This is a genomic window from Actinoplanes sp. NPDC024001, assembly GCF_040638955.1.
Taxonomy (GTDB): domain Bacteria; phylum Actinomycetota; class Actinomycetes; order Mycobacteriales; family Micromonosporaceae; genus Actinoplanes.
Genome location: NZ_JBEZZB010000221.1, coordinates 1 through 14069 on the forward strand (window position 1 = coordinate 1; position 14069 = coordinate 14069).

At 73.4% G+C, this 14069-nt stretch carries 20 protein-coding genes and 1 pseudogene; 10 read left to right on the forward strand and 11 right to left on the reverse strand.

The window, feature by feature from the left end; genetic code table 11:
* On the reverse strand, window positions 1-767 hold a 767-nt coding region (locus tag AB0F81_RS46210; protein WP_360209897.1), incomplete at its 3' end, for a serine/threonine-protein kinase.
* Between the two features lie 62 nt (window positions 768-829).
* Window positions 830-1114 carry a pyrophosphorylase gene (locus AB0F81_RS46215; RefSeq protein WP_360209899.1) on the reverse strand — a complete coding sequence of 95 codons (285 nt, stop codon included), beginning with the start codon at window positions 1112-1114 and terminating at the stop codon, window positions 830-832.
* An 80-nt stretch (window positions 1115-1194) separates the two neighbouring features.
* Between AB0F81_RS46215 and AB0F81_RS46220 the strand changes: the two genes are divergently transcribed.
* Together AB0F81_RS46220 and AB0F81_RS46225 are read left to right on the forward strand one after the other, a co-directional pair.
* Window positions 1195-1644, forward strand: a complete 450-nt coding sequence (locus AB0F81_RS46220) for a hypothetical protein (RefSeq protein WP_360209901.1) — start codon at window positions 1195-1197, stop codon at window positions 1642-1644.
* 29 nt (window positions 1645-1673) lie between these two features.
* Window positions 1674-2180, forward strand: coding sequence for a DUF1990 domain-containing protein (locus AB0F81_RS46225; protein ID WP_360209903.1), 507 nt, complete (start codon window positions 1674-1676; stop codon window positions 2178-2180).
* On the opposite strand, the gene AB0F81_RS46230 is transcribed toward AB0F81_RS46225, so the two are convergent.
* A complete protein-coding gene (locus AB0F81_RS46230) occupies window positions 2169-3158 on the reverse strand; it encodes a serine hydrolase domain-containing protein (protein WP_360209905.1) in 990 nt (329 codons plus the stop codon). The genes AB0F81_RS46225 and AB0F81_RS46230 overlap by 12 nt on opposite strands.
* Before the next feature lie 54 nt (window positions 3159-3212).
* Between AB0F81_RS46230 and AB0F81_RS46235 the strand changes: the two are divergent.
* The 6 genes and pseudogenes from AB0F81_RS46235 to AB0F81_RS46260 form a co-directional block, all read left to right on the forward strand.
* Window positions 3213-3392: pseudogene (locus AB0F81_RS46235) on the forward strand (hypothetical protein); the annotation flags it as partial.
* 133 nt (window positions 3393-3525) lie between these two features.
* On the forward strand, window positions 3526-5175 hold the full coding sequence (locus AB0F81_RS46240; protein WP_360209933.1) for a molybdopterin oxidoreductase family protein: 1650 nt from the start codon (window positions 3526-3528) through the stop codon (window positions 5173-5175).
* Window positions 5163-5639 (forward strand): hypothetical protein, encoded by a 477-nt coding sequence (locus AB0F81_RS46245; protein WP_360209907.1) that lies wholly within the window; start codon window positions 5163-5165, stop codon window positions 5637-5639. The genes AB0F81_RS46240 and AB0F81_RS46245 overlap by 13 nt, the downstream gene beginning before the upstream one ends.
* 90 nt (window positions 5640-5729) lie before the next feature.
* The gene (locus tag AB0F81_RS46250; RefSeq protein WP_360209909.1) at window positions 5730-6350 is read left to right on the forward strand and encodes a putative glycolipid-binding domain-containing protein; all 621 of its coding nucleotides are present in this window, start codon (window positions 5730-5732) and stop codon (window positions 6348-6350) included.
* An 80-nt stretch (window positions 6351-6430) separates the two neighbouring features.
* The gene (locus AB0F81_RS46255; RefSeq protein WP_360209911.1) at window positions 6431-6685 is read left to right on the forward strand and encodes a hypothetical protein; all 255 of its coding nucleotides are present in this window, start codon (window positions 6431-6433) and stop codon (window positions 6683-6685) included.
* A 128-nt stretch (window positions 6686-6813) separates the two neighbouring features.
* Window positions 6814-7776, forward strand: coding sequence for a winged helix-turn-helix transcriptional regulator (locus tag AB0F81_RS46260; RefSeq protein ID WP_360209913.1), 963 nt, complete (start codon window positions 6814-6816; stop codon window positions 7774-7776).
* Between the two features lie 104 nt (window positions 7777-7880).
* Here AB0F81_RS46260 and AB0F81_RS46265 read toward each other — a convergent pair whose 3' ends face one another.
* Window positions 7881-8840 (reverse strand): hypothetical protein, encoded by a 960-nt coding sequence (locus tag AB0F81_RS46265; RefSeq protein WP_360209915.1) that lies wholly within the window; start codon window positions 8838-8840, stop codon window positions 7881-7883.
* Window positions 8841-8938: 98 nt separating this feature from the next.
* Between AB0F81_RS46265 and AB0F81_RS46270 the strand changes: the two genes are divergently transcribed.
* Complete coding sequence (locus AB0F81_RS46270) at window positions 8939-9532, forward strand: TetR/AcrR family transcriptional regulator (RefSeq protein WP_360209917.1); 594 nt, start codon at window positions 8939-8941, stop codon at window positions 9530-9532.
* Here the strand turns inward: AB0F81_RS46270 and AB0F81_RS46275 are convergent.
* From AB0F81_RS46275 to AB0F81_RS46300, 6 genes are read right to left on the reverse strand one after another with little or no spacing between them, the layout of a single operon-like run.
* Window positions 9493-9831: a class I SAM-dependent methyltransferase gene (locus tag AB0F81_RS46275; RefSeq protein WP_360209935.1), complete on the reverse strand. Its 339-nt coding sequence runs from the start codon at window positions 9829-9831 to the stop codon at window positions 9493-9495. The genes AB0F81_RS46270 and AB0F81_RS46275 overlap by 40 nt on opposite strands.
* Before the next feature lie 57 nt (window positions 9832-9888).
* Window positions 9889-10617, reverse strand: coding sequence for a YwiC-like family protein (locus AB0F81_RS46280; protein WP_360209919.1), 729 nt, complete (start codon window positions 10615-10617; stop codon window positions 9889-9891).
* A 54-nt stretch (window positions 10618-10671) separates the two neighbouring features.
* On the reverse strand, window positions 10672-11226 hold the full coding sequence (locus AB0F81_RS46285) for a TetR family transcriptional regulator (RefSeq protein ID WP_360209921.1): 555 nt from the start codon (window positions 11224-11226) through the stop codon (window positions 10672-10674).
* Window positions 11223-11549 (reverse strand): multidrug efflux SMR transporter, encoded by a 327-nt coding sequence (locus AB0F81_RS46290; protein WP_360209923.1) that lies wholly within the window; start codon window positions 11547-11549, stop codon window positions 11223-11225. Before AB0F81_RS46290 ends, AB0F81_RS46285 begins: the two co-directional genes overlap by 4 nt.
* 57 nt (window positions 11550-11606) lie before the next feature.
* Window positions 11607-12200: a GNAT family N-acetyltransferase gene (locus AB0F81_RS46295; protein WP_360209925.1), complete on the reverse strand. Its 594-nt coding sequence runs from the start codon at window positions 12198-12200 to the stop codon at window positions 11607-11609.
* Window positions 12201-12209: 9 nt separating this feature from the next.
* On the reverse strand, window positions 12210-12611 hold the full coding sequence (locus tag AB0F81_RS46300; RefSeq protein WP_360209927.1) for a VOC family protein: 402 nt from the start codon (window positions 12609-12611) through the stop codon (window positions 12210-12212).
* 54 nt (window positions 12612-12665) lie between these two features.
* Here AB0F81_RS46300 and AB0F81_RS46305 point away from each other — a divergent pair, with 54 nt between their 5' ends.
* Window positions 12666-13619 carry a WYL domain-containing protein gene (locus AB0F81_RS46305; protein WP_360209929.1) on the forward strand — a complete coding sequence of 318 codons (954 nt, stop codon included), beginning with the start codon at window positions 12666-12668 and terminating at the stop codon, window positions 13617-13619.
* A gap of 45 nt (window positions 13620-13664) precedes the next feature.
* On the opposite strand, the gene AB0F81_RS46310 is transcribed toward AB0F81_RS46305, so the two are convergent.
* Window positions 13665-14069: substrate-binding domain-containing protein (locus tag AB0F81_RS46310; protein ID WP_360209931.1), on the reverse strand; the 405-nt coding region annotated here is incomplete at its 5' end.

The window sequence follows — 14069 nt, forward strand, 5'->3', positions numbered from 1 at the left end:
ATGGCGTGCGGCCCCGCCGCGGCCAGCTGCCGCAGGTAGGCGGCCACCCGCCGGGCCGTCGGCCGGTGCCGCGGATCGGCGCCCAGGCAGTCCCGGGCCACCACGTTCAGCGGCGCGGGTAGCTCCTCCGGCGCCCCGCGCGGGTTGCCGGTGATCATCTCGACCAGCAGCACCCCGAGCGACCACACATCGGCCGCGGCCGTCGGCGCCGCGCCGGTGAAGATCTCGGGAGCGGTGTAACCCGGTGTGCCGCCGACCGCGCCCCGGTCGGCGTCGTGCAGCAGCACCGCCACGCCGAAGTCGGTGATCCGCACGTCCGGCGGGTGGGAACCCCGCGCCACCAGCACGTTCTCCGGCTTGAGGTCGAGGTGGACGATGCCCTGCGCGTGCGCCGCGGCCAGGGCGCCGGCGGCCTGGGCGGTGATCGCGGCGGCCTCGGCCGGGTCGAGCCGCCCGTCGTGGTGCGACAGGTAGCGGCGCAGGTTGGGCCCGTCCACGAACTCCATGAGCAGCGCCAGGGTGCCGCCCTCGACGATCAGGTCGCGCAGCTTGACCACGGACGGATGGTCCAGGTCGCGCAGCGCCGCCTCCTCGCGCAGGAACAGCTCACGGACCCGCCGGTCGGCCGCGAGCTCGGGGCGCAACAGTTTCGCGGCCAGCGGCGGCCCGCCGTTCCGGCTGGTCGCCCGCCGGACCACCGCCACCGCGCCGCGGCCGATCTCCTCGTGCAGCAGATATTCGCGCCCGAGCGGCTCCTGATCGGCCATCCCCGTACCCTTCGAAATTGATCTTCGGGTGAAAGGCGGCGTCGCCGCCGCCGCGAAATTGATCAGTAACCGCCACCGGCGGTCATGATGTTCTGCGCGATCTTCTGCAGCTGCTCGCGCAATTGATCCAATTCCTGCTTGGCCTTGTCCAGCGCGGCCTTCGTCTCCGGCCAGGTCTGATCCCGGAACTGCTGAGCCAGCGGACCGTCCCATACGTCCGGGTTGGACAACATCTTTCCCTGTGCGTCCAGCTGCGAGATCTGGTCGGTGAGACCTCCGTTGATGATCGCCTGAACCTGCTGGATCGACGTTTTCGCCTGGTCCGTCGAGAGTACGCGTGCCGCCATCTGTTCACTCCCTTTCTCGGACTGCCATTGTCGGCACCACACGCCTATCATCGCAATCGCTTGCCAATAAGAGGATGGCGATGGTCGATCTACGGGGGATTTCCGAAGACGTGCCGTTCGACTGGGGCGCCGCCAACCGGCTGGCCGCCGAGTTGCGGGCGAGCGCGGCCGAGTGCGAGGGCCAGATCCCGCGGCGCACCGCGGTGGCGAACGTGGCGGCGGCCGAGTGGCGCGGGGTCTACGCGCGCCAGTTCGCCGGCCGGATGCGGATCTGCGGCGATGACGCGCGGCGCCTGGCGGCCGCGATGCGCCAGGCGGCCAACCAGGTGGACGAGCTGAGCCGGCTGGCCCGCGAGGAGCAGGAGCGCCGCGAGAAGGCCCGCGAGTGGCAGCGCCGCCAGCAGGAGGAGGGCGTGTTCGAGCAGATCGGCGACTTCCTGTTCGGTGAGGACGATCTGCCACCGGTGCCCGACCCGGTCACGCCACCGGTCTACACCTCGCCGGCGCCGGTCACCGCCGGCCGCGAGTGAGAAGCCGCCGCAGGCCGCACAATCAGGCGATGAGCTTCACCTACCCGGAGGTCGGCGCCACCCGCGACGCGCCGCTGCCGGCCGGCTACCGGCACGTCCGGCGCGACGTCGTGATCGGGGCGGGTGAGGCGGTGTTCGAGCGGGCCGCGGCCGCCCTGCTGAGCTGGCGGATGCACCGCGCGGCCGGCCTGACCGTGGCGCCCGGCTCCGCGCCGGAGGCCACCCCGGGCGCCCTCGTGGTGCTGCGGCTCGGCCGGGGACCGCTGAGTCTGCGGATCCCCTGCCGGGTCGTGTACCGGCTGGAGCAGCCGCGGCTGCGCGGCTTCGCCTACGGCACCCTGCCCGGGCATCCGGAGCGGGGCGAGGAGGCCTTCGCCGTCCACCTGACCGATTCCGGGCGGGTGCGGTTCCGGATCACCGCCTTCTCCCGCCCGGCCACCCTGCTGGCCCGGGCCGGCGGCCCGGTGACGGTCCTGGTCCAGGAGCTGGCGACGAATCGGTACGTCTCCGCGCTGCGCCGCCTGTCACACGCCTGACTGCAGGCCGCGGAGCAGCTCGAACGCGGGCGCGTCCACCGAGCGCTGGGTGTCGCTGAGCACCACCACGCCGACGCCGGTCTCCGGGTCGAAACCGGTGAACGAGAAGAACCCACCGGTCGCGCCGTTGTGGAAGATCTGCAGGTGGCCGCCCTGCTTGGCGTGCAGGCGCTGGGCCATCCAGCCGAGCCGGGCGGTCAGGAACGGGTTGACCCGGTGCTCGGTCTCCAGCGCCAGCCGGATCGCCGGGGCCAGCTCGCCGTCGCCGGCGAGGTGCGCGCGGACGAAGGCGACCAGGTCGGTGGCGGTGGACCGGAGCCCGCCGGCCCCGGCCAGATCGGCGAGATGCCACGGGGCCTCCGGCCGCCCGTTCCTGCGGTGCCCCTGGGTGGTCGGGCCGCCGGTGCCCGTACCGGTCAGGCCCAATGGCGTGCCGATCTCGCGGCTGATGAGCGCGTCGAAGCCGAGGCCGGCGCGGCGTGCGAGGGCGAGGCCGAGCAGGCCGGCGCCGAAGTTGGAGTAGCGGAACCGGCGGCCCGGCACCGCGCCGAGCTTGGCCCGGCTCAGCGCGCCGAGCAGGTAGTCCTCGGTGCAGTGCGCGTACGGGTCGGGGCGGGTGGGACGCAGGATCGCGCCGAGCAGCATCCCGGTGGGCAGCCGTGACAGCCCGGAGGTGTGGGTCGCCAGGTGCCGCAGGGTGATCTCCTGGCCGTCGCGGGACGGCACGTCCAGGCCGGCCGGCAGCAGGTCGCGCAGCGGCTCGTCCAGGCTGGTCACCCCGGCGACGGTGAGTCGGGCCAGGGCGAGCGAGGTGAACACCTTGCTGACCGAGCCGATCTCGAAGCGGGTGGCCGCGCCGAGCCCGCCGCTGCCCTGGATCTCGACGGTGTCGCCGGCGATGGCGGCGACCACCACGCCGTTGCGGCCCGGAGCCAGTTTCGCCACGGCCTGCCGGGTCAGTCCTTCAAGATCACTCATGCGGTCCATGATGGCGGTACCGGGCAACCCGGTTGAGAGCCCACCCGGCGGGGAATGCGGGACGCCGTGGACCGGATCACCGACATCTGGGGTACGCGCACCCCGCACGACGCGGGCACACCGTGGCCGGAGCGCGTCGACCTGCAGCTGGACGACGGGCTGACCGAGGCCGACGTGGACCGCTGGGTGCCGAGCGCCTGCGTGCTGTGCAGCAACGGATGCGGCTGCGACATCGCGGTCAAGGACGGGCGGATGGTCGGCGTCCGCGGCCGCGCCACCGACAGCGGCCGCCTCGCTGAAGGAGTCGTTCGGCGCGGACGGGCAGCCCGGCTGCTACGACGACATCGAGCACTGCGACGCGCTCTTCCTGTACGGCCACAACATGGCGGAGACCCAGACGGTCCTCTGGTCCCGGGTCCTCGATCGGCTCCGCGGCCCGAACCCGCCCGCGCTGGTCTGCGTGGACCCGCGCCGCACCGCCGTGGCCGCCGAGGCCACCGTGCACCTGACCCCGCGCGTCGGCACCAACCTCGCCCTGATGAACGGCCTGACCAGGGAGTTGTTCGCGGGTGGCTGGGTGGACGAGGCGTGGGCCGGCGAGCACACGCTCGGGCTGGACGAGCTGCGCGGGATCGTCGAGCCGTACACGCCGGATGAGGTCGCGCGGATCTGCGAGGTGGACCCCGCGGACCTGCGCCGGGCGGCCCGGCTCTTCGGCACCTCGCAGCGGGTGCTCTCCACCGTGCTGCAGGGCTTCTACCAGTCGCATCAGGCCACCGCGTCGGCGGTCGCGGTGAACAACCTGCACCTGCTGCGCGGCATGATCGGCCGGCCCGGCGCCGGGATCCTGCAGATGAACGGCCAGCCCACCGCGCAGAACAACCGGGAGTGCGGCGCTGACGGCGACCTGCCCGGCTTCCGCAACTGGGACAACGAGGAGCACATCGCCGAGCTGGCCCGGATCTGGAACGTGGACCCGCTGGTCGTCCCGCACTGGGCCGAGCCGACCCACGCCATGCAGATCTTCGAGTACGCCCGGGAGGGCAGCATCGGCCTGCTCTGGATCTCGGCGACCAACCCGGCGGTGTCGCTGCCGGAGTCCGCGCGGATCCGCCGCATCCTCGGCGGCGACCAGTGCTTCGTCGTCGTCCAGGACCTCTTCCGGACCGAGACGGCCGAGCTGGCCGACGTGGTGCTGCCGGCCGCCGGGTGGGGGGAGAAGACCGGCACCTTCACCAACGCCGACCGCACCGTCCACCTCTCCGAGCAGGCGGTCGCGCCGCCGGGCGAGGCCCGCAGCGACTTCGAGATCTTCCTGGCCTACGCGGACGCGATGGACTTCCGGGACGCCGCCGGGCAGCCGCTGATCACGTGGCGGACGCCGGAGCAGGCGTTCGAGGCGTGGCGGGAGGTGAGCCGGGGGCGGCCGGCCGACTACACCGAGCTGACCTACGAGAGGCTGCGCGGCCCGACCGGCATCCGCTGGGGCGGGGAGCGGCTCTACACCGAGGGCCGGTTCCCGAGCGCGACCGGGTACTGCGAGACGTACGGTCATGATCTGCTGACCGGCGCGACGGTCACCGAGCAGGAGCACCGCGCGCGGCGGCCGGACGGCCGCGCCTTCCTGAAGGGCGCGCCCTACCGGCCGGCGCCGGAGACGCCGTCGGACGAGTATCCGCTGCTCTACACCACCGGGCGGACCGTCCACCAGTTCCACACCCGGACCAAGACCGGCCGGTCGCGGCCGCTGGACGCGGCCGCGCCGCGGGCCTGGGCCGAGCTCTCCGAGACCGATGCGGTCAAGCTCGGCATCCACGAGGGCGATCGGGTACGGGTGGAGACCCCGCGCGGCGCCGTGGAGCTGCCCGCCCGGATCACCCGGGTGCCCGAGGGAACCGTGTTCGTCCCGTTCCACTACGGCGAGGCGAACGAACTGACCGTGACCGTCTGGGACCCGGTCTCCAAGCAACCGACCTTCAAGACCGCTGCCTGTCGGGTGGTGCCATGCAACTCGTGATCTATCTGGGCCTCGTGCATCACGCCGAGCGGACCCTCGCCGAGTCGTTCCGGGTCGTCGGGCAGGGCCACGCCGGGCATCCCGACGTCCGGCTGACCTGCGAGCTGCTCGCCGGCATGAGCGACGAGCACGTGCGGCGGCTGACCCCGGTCGTCGACCGCTACGGCGAGCAGCACCACGGCGCGGACGTGGAGGAGCCGGAACGCCTGCACGCCGACGGTCTCGCCGAGGTCCGCGAGGGCCCGGTCGGGCTGCTGCGCGACCTGCAGGACCTGCACGTGCTCGGCACCCTGGTGCAGACCACCTGGACGGTCGTCCTGCAGGCCGCGCAGGGGCTGCGCGACGCCGAGCTGATCGAGGCGGCCCGGCACTGCAGCGCCGAGACGTCCCGGCAGCTGGCCTGGCTCAACACCCGGATGAAGGTCGCCGCGCCGCAGGCGCTGATCGCTGCCGGACGCCGGTGACCGCCCTACCCCCTATCGGGCGTATTGTCGGCATCCTCGTTTGCCGGATGCCACGATGGGAATCCGGCGCGGCGGCAGAAGGAGGCGAAGATGGCCGAGACCATGGTCGGCCGGACCGGGACCCGCCCGGCGGACCGGCTCGCGGCGGTGCCCGCCGGGCCACTGGCCTGGCAGCGTACCGACGTGGTCGGCACCGAACTGGTGTTCCCCGGCGGCAGCGGCACCGCCGTCGTGCACGGCGCCACGCCGTACGCCATGGAGTGGCACGCCGAGCTCGCCGACGGCGCCGTGGTCCGGGAGCTGAGCGTCACCTGCCGGGGCAGCGGCTGGAGCCGCAGCCTGCGGCTGCGCCGCGCCGCCGAGGAGTGGGCCTGCCACGCCGAGGAGTCCGGTGACGCGGGGCTGCCCGCGCCGGGCGCGCCCGAGCCGTCCGAGCTCGCCGCCGACGCGGTGATCCGCCTCGCCGACTCGCCGATCTTCGTCACCTGGGCGGCCCGCCGCCTCGGCCTCACCGGGGAGACCGGCGCCGTCACCGTGCCCTCGGTCCGGGTGCAGCTGCCGTCGCTCACCGTGGTCGCCGGCACGACGACCTATCACCTGGTCGGGCCGAACCGGCTGCGGGTCACCGGGGACGGGCCCGCCACCACCTATGAGCTGGACCCGGCCGGCGTCGTCGCCTATCAGGCCGGCCGGTTGCGCCTGGCCCGCTGACTGGCTGATCACTGCCATGGCAGTGATCAGCCAGCGTGAACCTCTTTCTCGGCCGGTGGTGTCCCGGTAGGACACTCGGCATGCCCTCGTTGATCTCTGCTCGGCGGCGTGCCCGGCACACTCTCGCCACGGCCGTCGCCGCACCCGCCGTTCCGCCGGGTGCCGGCTCCGGGAGCTCCTGGCGAAGGGTGCCGGTGACGCCGGCCGCAACCGGGTGGGCCGCCACCCGCACGGCCCCCCGCAGCGGGCTCGTCTCGCTGCCGGCGGCCGCCCGGGACACGGCCGGCGACGCCGTCCGCCAGGAGATCACCCGCGCCTACGGGTCACGCCCGTAGGCGCGGGGCGAGGCAGGCGGCCCTGGATGAACCCCCCTTCCGGGGCCGCCTCTGCCGCTTTCTCGTCACCGGAGGATGAGCCGCGCGGTCCGGGGGACGGCCTATCCTCGCCGCGAGGTGAGCCGTCCATGCTGGAACCGATCGGTCTCTGCGCCGCGGAGGAGGACGTCTACCGGCACCTGGTGGCGCTGCGCACGGCCGGGGTCGCGGAGCTGGCCGAGGCGACCGGCCGGTCCGCCGCCGAGGTGACCGTGGTGCTGGCCGCGCTGACCGAGCGGGGCCTGGCCTCCGGCGGCGACCCCGGTTACGTGCCGGCGCCACCGTCGGTGTCACTCGGGGCGCTGGTGCGCCGGCGTCAGGCCGACCTGCGCGACGCCGAGCTGGCCGTGGCGGCGCTGGCCGAGCAGTACCGCACGGCCGGGCTGCCGTCCGGCGTCATCGAGGTGATCAGCGACGGGCAGGCGGTGCGGCGGCGGTTCTTCCAGATCCAGGAGGCGGCACGGGACGAGGTGCGGTCGATGGTCGTACCCGATCTCCGGGTGGTGCCGCACCGCCAGAATCACGCCGAGCGCGCCGCGCTGCGCCGCGGCGTGCGCTATCGCGCACTGCTCGACCGGCGCGCGCTGGCCGGGCCGGAGATGGCCGCCGATGTACGCGCGAGCCTCGCCGCCGGCCAGCAGATCCGGGTGGTGGACGCCGTCCCGGTGAAGATGATGATCGTGGACGACGAGACGGCGCTGCTCCCGCTGCACGGCGATCGTGACGACTCGCCGGCGTCCCTGCTGATCCACCGCAGCGGGCTGCTCTCGGTGCTGATCTCCTATTTCGAGTCCGAGTGGGAGCGGGGATATCCGCTGCTCGCCGGGCCGGGCACGGACGACCTGGTGGAGTCGCGGCCGGGGGATCTGGACGAGCTGGACCGGCGGGTGCTCGCGCTGCTGCTGTCCGGGCTGACCGATCAGGCGATCGCCGGGCAGCTGGGGATGTCGGCGCGGACGCTGCACCGGCGGATCCGGCAGCTGATGGGCAAGGCGGGCGTGGACACCCGAGTCCAGCTGGGCTGGGTGGCCGCCCGCAAACAGTGGGCCTGACCAGCGTGGGGACTTCAGGCGCGGCTGGCGCCCGACGTCCCCACGGTGCCGGGCTGTGTGGGAATGTCGGGCGCGCATAACGCCCGAAATACCCACGGTCGTGGTCAGGCGTCGGCGGGCGCCAGGGCCGGCGTCTCGTCGGCCGGCTCCGGCGTCGCGGCCGGGCGGCGGCGCATCGGGGCCGCCAGCAGGAGCAGCCCCACCGCCGCCCACGCGGTCAGCGTCCACGCGGCCGCCGCGCCGCCGGCGCCGTCGAAGTACGCGGCCGAGCGCAGCAGCGTGGCCCCCGCCCCCGGCGGCAGCAGCTGACCGATCGCACCCCAGGGCTGGGGGAGCAGCTCGGGCGCGGACGCCACCGCGGAGAGCGGGTTGCCGACCAGAAAGACCAGCAGCGCACCGACCCCCAGACCGGCCTGGCCGAGGGCGGTCCCGAGCCCGGCGAGGGTGGCCGAGACGGCGAGGGCGAGCAGCGCCAGCGCCCCGGCGGAGGCCAGGTAGTCACCGGGCAGGATGTCGTAGCCCTGGTGCAGCACCCACGCACCGGCGAGGCCGGCCAGCGTGGCGTAGGCGGCCACCCCGGCCAGCCGCCCGGTGCGCGACGCGACGGTCAGGGTGAGCACGATGCCGGCGACCATGCTGGTGAGCACGATCGGCAGGAACGCCGACGCCAGTCCGGAGCCGCGCGGGTCGTCGGCGTCGACCGGGACGACATCGACGACCGCGCCCTGCGCCTGCTGGGTGAGCAGGGACGCCACGGCCGGCGAGGCGGCCGAGGCGACGTGCAGGGTGACACCGGTGGGGCCGGTGACGAAGGCCGCGTAGGCCTCCCGGTCACGCAGCGCCCGGTCTGCGGCGGCCGGATCGGCGACCGTGGTGATCTCGAAGCCGCCGGGCACCTTCTGCCGCAGCTCGGCGGCGACCGCGGCGCCCGCCGGGCCGGTGACGACGACCGGCAGGTCACGGGGTGCGGTGCGCAGCGACGGCCAGGCGAAGAACGCGACCAGGGCGGCCTGGACCAGGACGATCGCGGCGGCGATGGCGAGCGGACGGAACTTGGCTTGCATGACGCTCTCCTAAAAACGAACGCTCATTCTCTTTGAGGGAAGCATGGACCCGTCCCCGGTATCTCGTCAAGAACGAGCGTTCGTTTTACAGTTGGTGCATGCCCAGAGTCTCCGAAGCGCACCTGGCCGCCCGCCGGCAGCAGATCCTCGACGCGGCGGCGCTCTGCTTCGCACGCAACGGCTTCCACCAGACGTCGATGCAGGACGTCATCAAGGAGGCCGGACTCTCGGTCGGCGCCTTCTACCGGTACTTCAAGAGCAAGAACGAGCTGATCACCGCGATCGCCGGAACCAAGATCGGTGAGGTCACCTCGGCGCTGGACGAGCTGATGGCCCGCGACCCGATGCCGCCGATCCCGGTCATCCTGGACCACATCCTGGAGATCATCGAGACCTACATGGTGGAGGGCGGGACGGTGCGCATCGCCGTGCAGGTCTGGGGTGAGGCGGTGCACGACGCCGAGGTCGCCGCCGTCGTCGCGGAGATCTACGGGCGCGTCCGCAGCCGCGCCGTGGCGATGGCCGAGGGCGCCCGCGCCTCCGGGCAGCTCCCGGCCGACGCCGACCCGCAGGGCGTCGGCGCCGCCCTGTTCGGTCTCATCCAGGGCTACATCCTGCAGCGTGTCCTGGTCGGCGAGGTCGACCGCGAGCGTTACGTGGCCGGGATCCGCGCGCTGCTGTCGGCCCCCTGACCGGTCACGGCCGGCGCCAGGCCAGGTGCAGGCCCTTGCCGACCGGGACGGTGGCGCCGGCCAGCGACTCGGTTGACCACGGCCTCGGTGGGCGGCTCGACGTCGACGCTGGTCAGGTGGCCGCCGGTGTCGCGGACCGCGTCGGCCAGCCAGGTCGCCGAGAACCCGTTGGCGGTGCCGATCTCCACGACCGTCCGGGCCCGGGCGATCCGCAGCACCAGCGTGAGCAGCACCGCGGCGTCCGGCTCCAGGTTGCGGCGCCGGCGCAGGCGGTCCGGTTCGGCGGCGTCGAAGGCCAGGCCCTACGCGTACAGATCGTCCACCATGGTCCGGAGCGCGTCGTCCATCCCTAGGTTCTACGCGGCGGCCGCCACCAGCACCAGGACGCTCGCCCCGATCTCCAGCAGGCCCACCTGCTTAGGGGTCAGCGGCCGGCCCGGCAGCAGCCAGGCGCGCGCCAGCAGCACGGCGAAAACCAGCGCGGGCAGGGCGCCGAGCAGGCTCGCCACGGCGAGCGCCAGCAGGTGGAATGCGATTGAGGCCCGGCGGTACGCGGGGACGCCCCGTTCCCGGATCATGGTCTTCACGTAGAACACGGTTCCGGTGAAGTAGAGCAGCACGATCAGGAACGGCTCGAGCACCCGCTGCGGCGGCACCCCGGCGACGACCGCCACGACCGGGATCATCAGGCAGCTCTGCACCACCGAGGCCAGGTCGTTGAGCAGGGCCCGTTCGTCGCGCCGCAGTGCGAACCAGGTGTTGACGGCGAGCAGCAGCGCGTAGGCGGGCGCGAACCACAGCAGCCGCGGGCACACCCACAGGACCGGGGCGGCGAGGACCGCGGTGGCCGTCCCGTAGAGCAGCAGCTGCGGGCGGAACCGCCCGGGCCGGCGGGTCTTCACCGCCTGGAACGCGAAGTAGGAGAAGAGGTAACCGGCCAGCCAGGCGCCGAGCAGCGGCACGTCCGGCCGGCGGAACCCGGCGGCCAGCAGCCCGGCCAGATACGGGACGAGCAGCATCGCCCACGCTCCGTGCTGCGGTGGCACGTACCGGCGGCGGGCGGGGCGGAGTGTGGCCGTTTGCACGGTCGCAACCTATGCCGCCGCACGGCCGGTGATCCAGGGCCGGAAGTCCCGCCGTCAGGGCGTGGCGAGCCGGCGGATCGCGGCGGTCAGCCCGGCCGCGTCCAGCTCGGACTCGGTGACCAGCGCGAGCAGGATGATCCCGTCGAGCAGCGCCGAGATGTCCCGGCCGGCGGCCGCCCCGACATAGGGCTCCAGCACCTCGGGCAGCCCGCGCATCCACACCTCGGCGAGTGGCCGCAGCGCCTCGTCGCGGGCGGCGGCCAGGCACAGCTCGTACTCCAGCCGGACCTGGCGGCGGTCGCCCAGATACTCCCGGACCAGCTCGGTGAGCGCCTCGGGCAGGTCCGGCGCCGCCCGCAGCCGCTCCGCCCAGTCGTCCAGGTCGGTCTGGAGCATGGTGACGGCGTGCCGCAGGCCCGCGGCGATCAGGTCGTCGAGGGTGGGGAAGTAGTAGGTGGTCGCGCCGAGCGGCAGCCCCGCTCGGGCAGCGACGGCCCGGTGCGTGGTGCGGCCGACGCCGGCCTCGGCGATGACCTCCATGGTGGCGGCGGCGAGGGCGGCGCGGCGCGCCTGCGGATCGCGGGCGCGTTGCGGGCGGCGGCCGGTCAATGGGCCGTCCCGCTGTTCAGGTTCAGCATGACGACTCCGGCGATGATGAGCGAGACCCCGGCCACCTTAACGGTGGTGAACGGCTCGTCAAGGAAGAGCGCGCCGATGACCACGATCGCGGCGGTGCCGACCGCGGACCAGATGGCGTAGGCGACGCCGACCTGGATGCCCTTCACCGCCTGCGCGAGCAGCACGAAGGAGATCCCGTAACCGGCGATGACGGCGAGGCTGGGCCAGAGCCGGGTGAAGCCCTCGGTCGCCTTCATCAGGCTGGTCGCGAAGAGCTCGGCGGCGATGGCGGTGAACAGGTAGACGTACGGCACTGCTAACACCCTCGATCAGTCTTGTACGAATGTACAAGTACGATCGTACAAGATGCGTCACACCCTGATGCCGAGGTAGGTGAGCGGACCCGGGTCCGGCACCGGCAGCACGGTGAAGCCGAGCCGGTCGTAGAACCCGCGCGCCTTCACGTTCGCGGTGACCATCCCGACGTGGACGCCGGGAGCGTCGACCGTGGCGAGAAACCGCTCGATGAGCCGCCGGCCCCAGCCGTGCCCCTGATACGGCGGGAGCAGGTCGATGTGCAGGTGGGCCGGATAGACCTCGAGGCCCGGCACCAGCATTCGCTCCGGGTTGTGGTGCAGGGCCACCATGTCCTGCTCCGGGGTGCGCCCCGAGGCAGGCGGCACCGGATAGCGGTCGCCGAGCAGCGGGATCCACTCCTCGCGGTACCGGCGGGCGAAGGCGGCCGTCTCCGCCGTACCGACCACGTAGCCCACCGCCTCGCCGCCGTCGTCCAGCACGAAAGCCAGGTGCGGTTCCAGGTACGCGTACGGGCCGGCGAACAGGTCGCCCATCAGCTCGTCGGTGGAGTACTGCCCGCGCGCGTCACCGCCGGCGTCGGCGGTGCGCACGCAGATGTCGTAGAGGGCGGTCCGGTCGGCGGGCCGGTACTGGCGGATCTCAGGCACGCGCCGAGGCTATGCGGTGGAACCGTTTCCAGCGCAAACATCCAGGTAGTGCTGGTTGAACATGACCCCGAGGATGTTGCCGAAGGGGTCGTACACCGACGCCGTGACGTAGCCCGGCCCGCGCTCGGTCGGCTTCTCGTGCGGCTGCGCGCCCAGCTCGAGCAGCCGCCGGTACGCGGCCTCGACGTCGTCGACGGCCCAGTAGATGACCGCGCCCCGGCCCGGGGTGTGCGGGGCGAACCGGCTATCCAGCAGGCCGAACTCGTGCTGGTAGTCGCCGACCCGCCACTCGATGTAGGCGTTCTCCTTGTTGAAGTACGGCTCGATCCCGAACACCTTCGTGTACCAGGCGGTGGCCGCCGCCATGTCGTCGGCGAAGAACGTGACGGTGGTGAGTCCTCGAAGCATCATGCTGACAATCCTCGCGGCTTAAGTGCTCACCTTCTGAGCACTTATCCTGACGGGATGCGTGCCGACCGTCTCGTCGCCGTCCTGCTGCTGATGCAGTCCCGTGGCCGGGTCACCGCCGCCGAGCTCGCCGCCGAGCTGGAGGTGTCGGTGGCGACCGCCCGCCGCGACCTGGAGGCGCTCTCCACTGCCGGCGTCCCGGTCTATCCGCAGCCCGGCCGGCACGGCGGATGGTCCCTGGTGGGCGGCGCGCGGACCGACCTGAGCGGCCTGTCCGCCACCGAGGCGCAGGCGCTGTTCCTGCTGCTCGGCCCGGCCGCCACCGGCTCGGCCGAGGCGAAAGCGGCGCTGCGCAAACTGCTCCGGGCGCTGCCGGCGCCGTTCCGCACCGGGGCGCAGGCCGCTGCCGCCGCGACCCTGGTCGACCCGGCCGGCTGGGGTGAGCTCGACCGCGACCGGCCGCCCGGCGTGAGCCGGCTGCAGGACGCGGTGGTCCGGCAGCGCCGGATCCGTTTCCGCTACCGCGACGCCGACCGCGAGGCCGACCCGTGGGGCCTGGTCGACAAGAACGACGTCTGGTACCTGATCGCCGGCACCGACCGCGGCCGCCGCACGTTCCGCGTCGACCGGATGACGTCGGTCGCCGTCACCGAGCAGAGCTTCGAGCGCCCGGCGGACTTCGTCCTCGACGAGGCGTGGCGGCAGGTGGTCGGCGAGGTCGAGGAGAAACGGGCCGGCACCTGGGCGACGCTGCTGATCGACGAGCGGTTCGTCTGGGTGCTGCGCGGGCATTTCGGCCGGCACTGCGAGGTGGTCGCGGCCGACGGCGGCCGCGCGCGCGTCCGCGTCGGCGCGCCGACGCCGCGCGACATCGCGCGCACGCTCTCCGGCTGGGGTTCGGCCGTCCAGGTCGAGGAACCCCCCGCGGTGCGCGCCGAGCTCGCCCGCATCGGCGCCGAGCTGGTCGCCCTCTATCAAACCCAGGAGTCGTACGACAGAGCCGCGAGCTGAGCAGCCACTTCCGGCCGTAGCGCGACCGCCGGGCTGATGCGGTGGTCAGGCGGTGGCGCGCAGGACCGGCCGGCTGGGGAAGAGGCGGCCGCGCTCCGGGGCGCCGAGGGCGGCGCGGGTGGCGGCGACCGCGATCAGCTCGACCGGGTGCGTGGCGGTGGACAGGCCAGGGTTCGTCGCGGCGGCGAGCGGGATGTCGTCGAACCCGGTCACCGCGACATCGGCCGGAACCCGGACCCCGGCCTCGGCCAGCGCCTGCAGCACCCCGAGCGCGGTGGCGTCGCTGACCGCGGCGATCGCGTCGGTGTCCGGCCAGCGGCGCAGCACGATCCGGGCCGCCGCGCGCCCCCGCGCCGTGGTGAAGTCGCCGGGCACCACCCGCACCGGCAGCCCTGCTGTTCCCGCAGCTCCGGTTCCCGGACCAGCACGTTCACCCCTGCGGCCACCGGC

Coding starts and splice junctions, on each gene's coding strand:
- AB0F81_RS46215 (WP_360209899.1), bottom strand. CDS start 1,114: ATGGCGGCACGCGTACTCTCGACGGACCAGGCGAAAACGTCGATCCAG.
- AB0F81_RS46220 (WP_360209901.1), top strand. CDS start 1,195: ATGGTCGATCTACGGGGGATTTCCGAAGACGTGCCGTTCGACTGGGGC.
- AB0F81_RS46225 (WP_360209903.1), top strand. CDS start 1,674: ATGAGCTTCACCTACCCGGAGGTCGGCGCCACCCGCGACGCGCCGCTG.
- AB0F81_RS46230 (WP_360209905.1), bottom strand. CDS start 3,158: ATGAGTGATCTTGAAGGACTGACCCGGCAGGCCGTGGCGAAACTGGCT.
- AB0F81_RS46245 (WP_360209907.1), top strand. CDS start 5,163: ATGCAACTCGTGATCTATCTGGGCCTCGTGCATCACGCCGAGCGGACC.
- AB0F81_RS46250 (WP_360209909.1), top strand. CDS start 5,730: ATGGCCGAGACCATGGTCGGCCGGACCGGGACCCGCCCGGCGGACCGG.
- AB0F81_RS46255 (WP_360209911.1), top strand. CDS start 6,431: ATGCCCTCGTTGATCTCTGCTCGGCGGCGTGCCCGGCACACTCTCGCC.
- AB0F81_RS46260 (WP_360209913.1), top strand. CDS start 6,814: ATGCTGGAACCGATCGGTCTCTGCGCCGCGGAGGAGGACGTCTACCGG.
- AB0F81_RS46265 (WP_360209915.1), bottom strand. CDS start 8,840: ATGCAAGCCAAGTTCCGTCCGCTCGCCATCGCCGCCGCGATCGTCCTG.
- AB0F81_RS46270 (WP_360209917.1), top strand. CDS start 8,939: ATGCCCAGAGTCTCCGAAGCGCACCTGGCCGCCCGCCGGCAGCAGATC.
- AB0F81_RS46300 (WP_360209927.1), bottom strand. CDS start 12,611: ATGATGCTTCGAGGACTCACCACCGTCACGTTCTTCGCCGACGACATG.
- AB0F81_RS46305 (WP_360209929.1), top strand. CDS start 12,666: ATGCGTGCCGACCGTCTCGTCGCCGTCCTGCTGCTGATGCAGTCCCGT.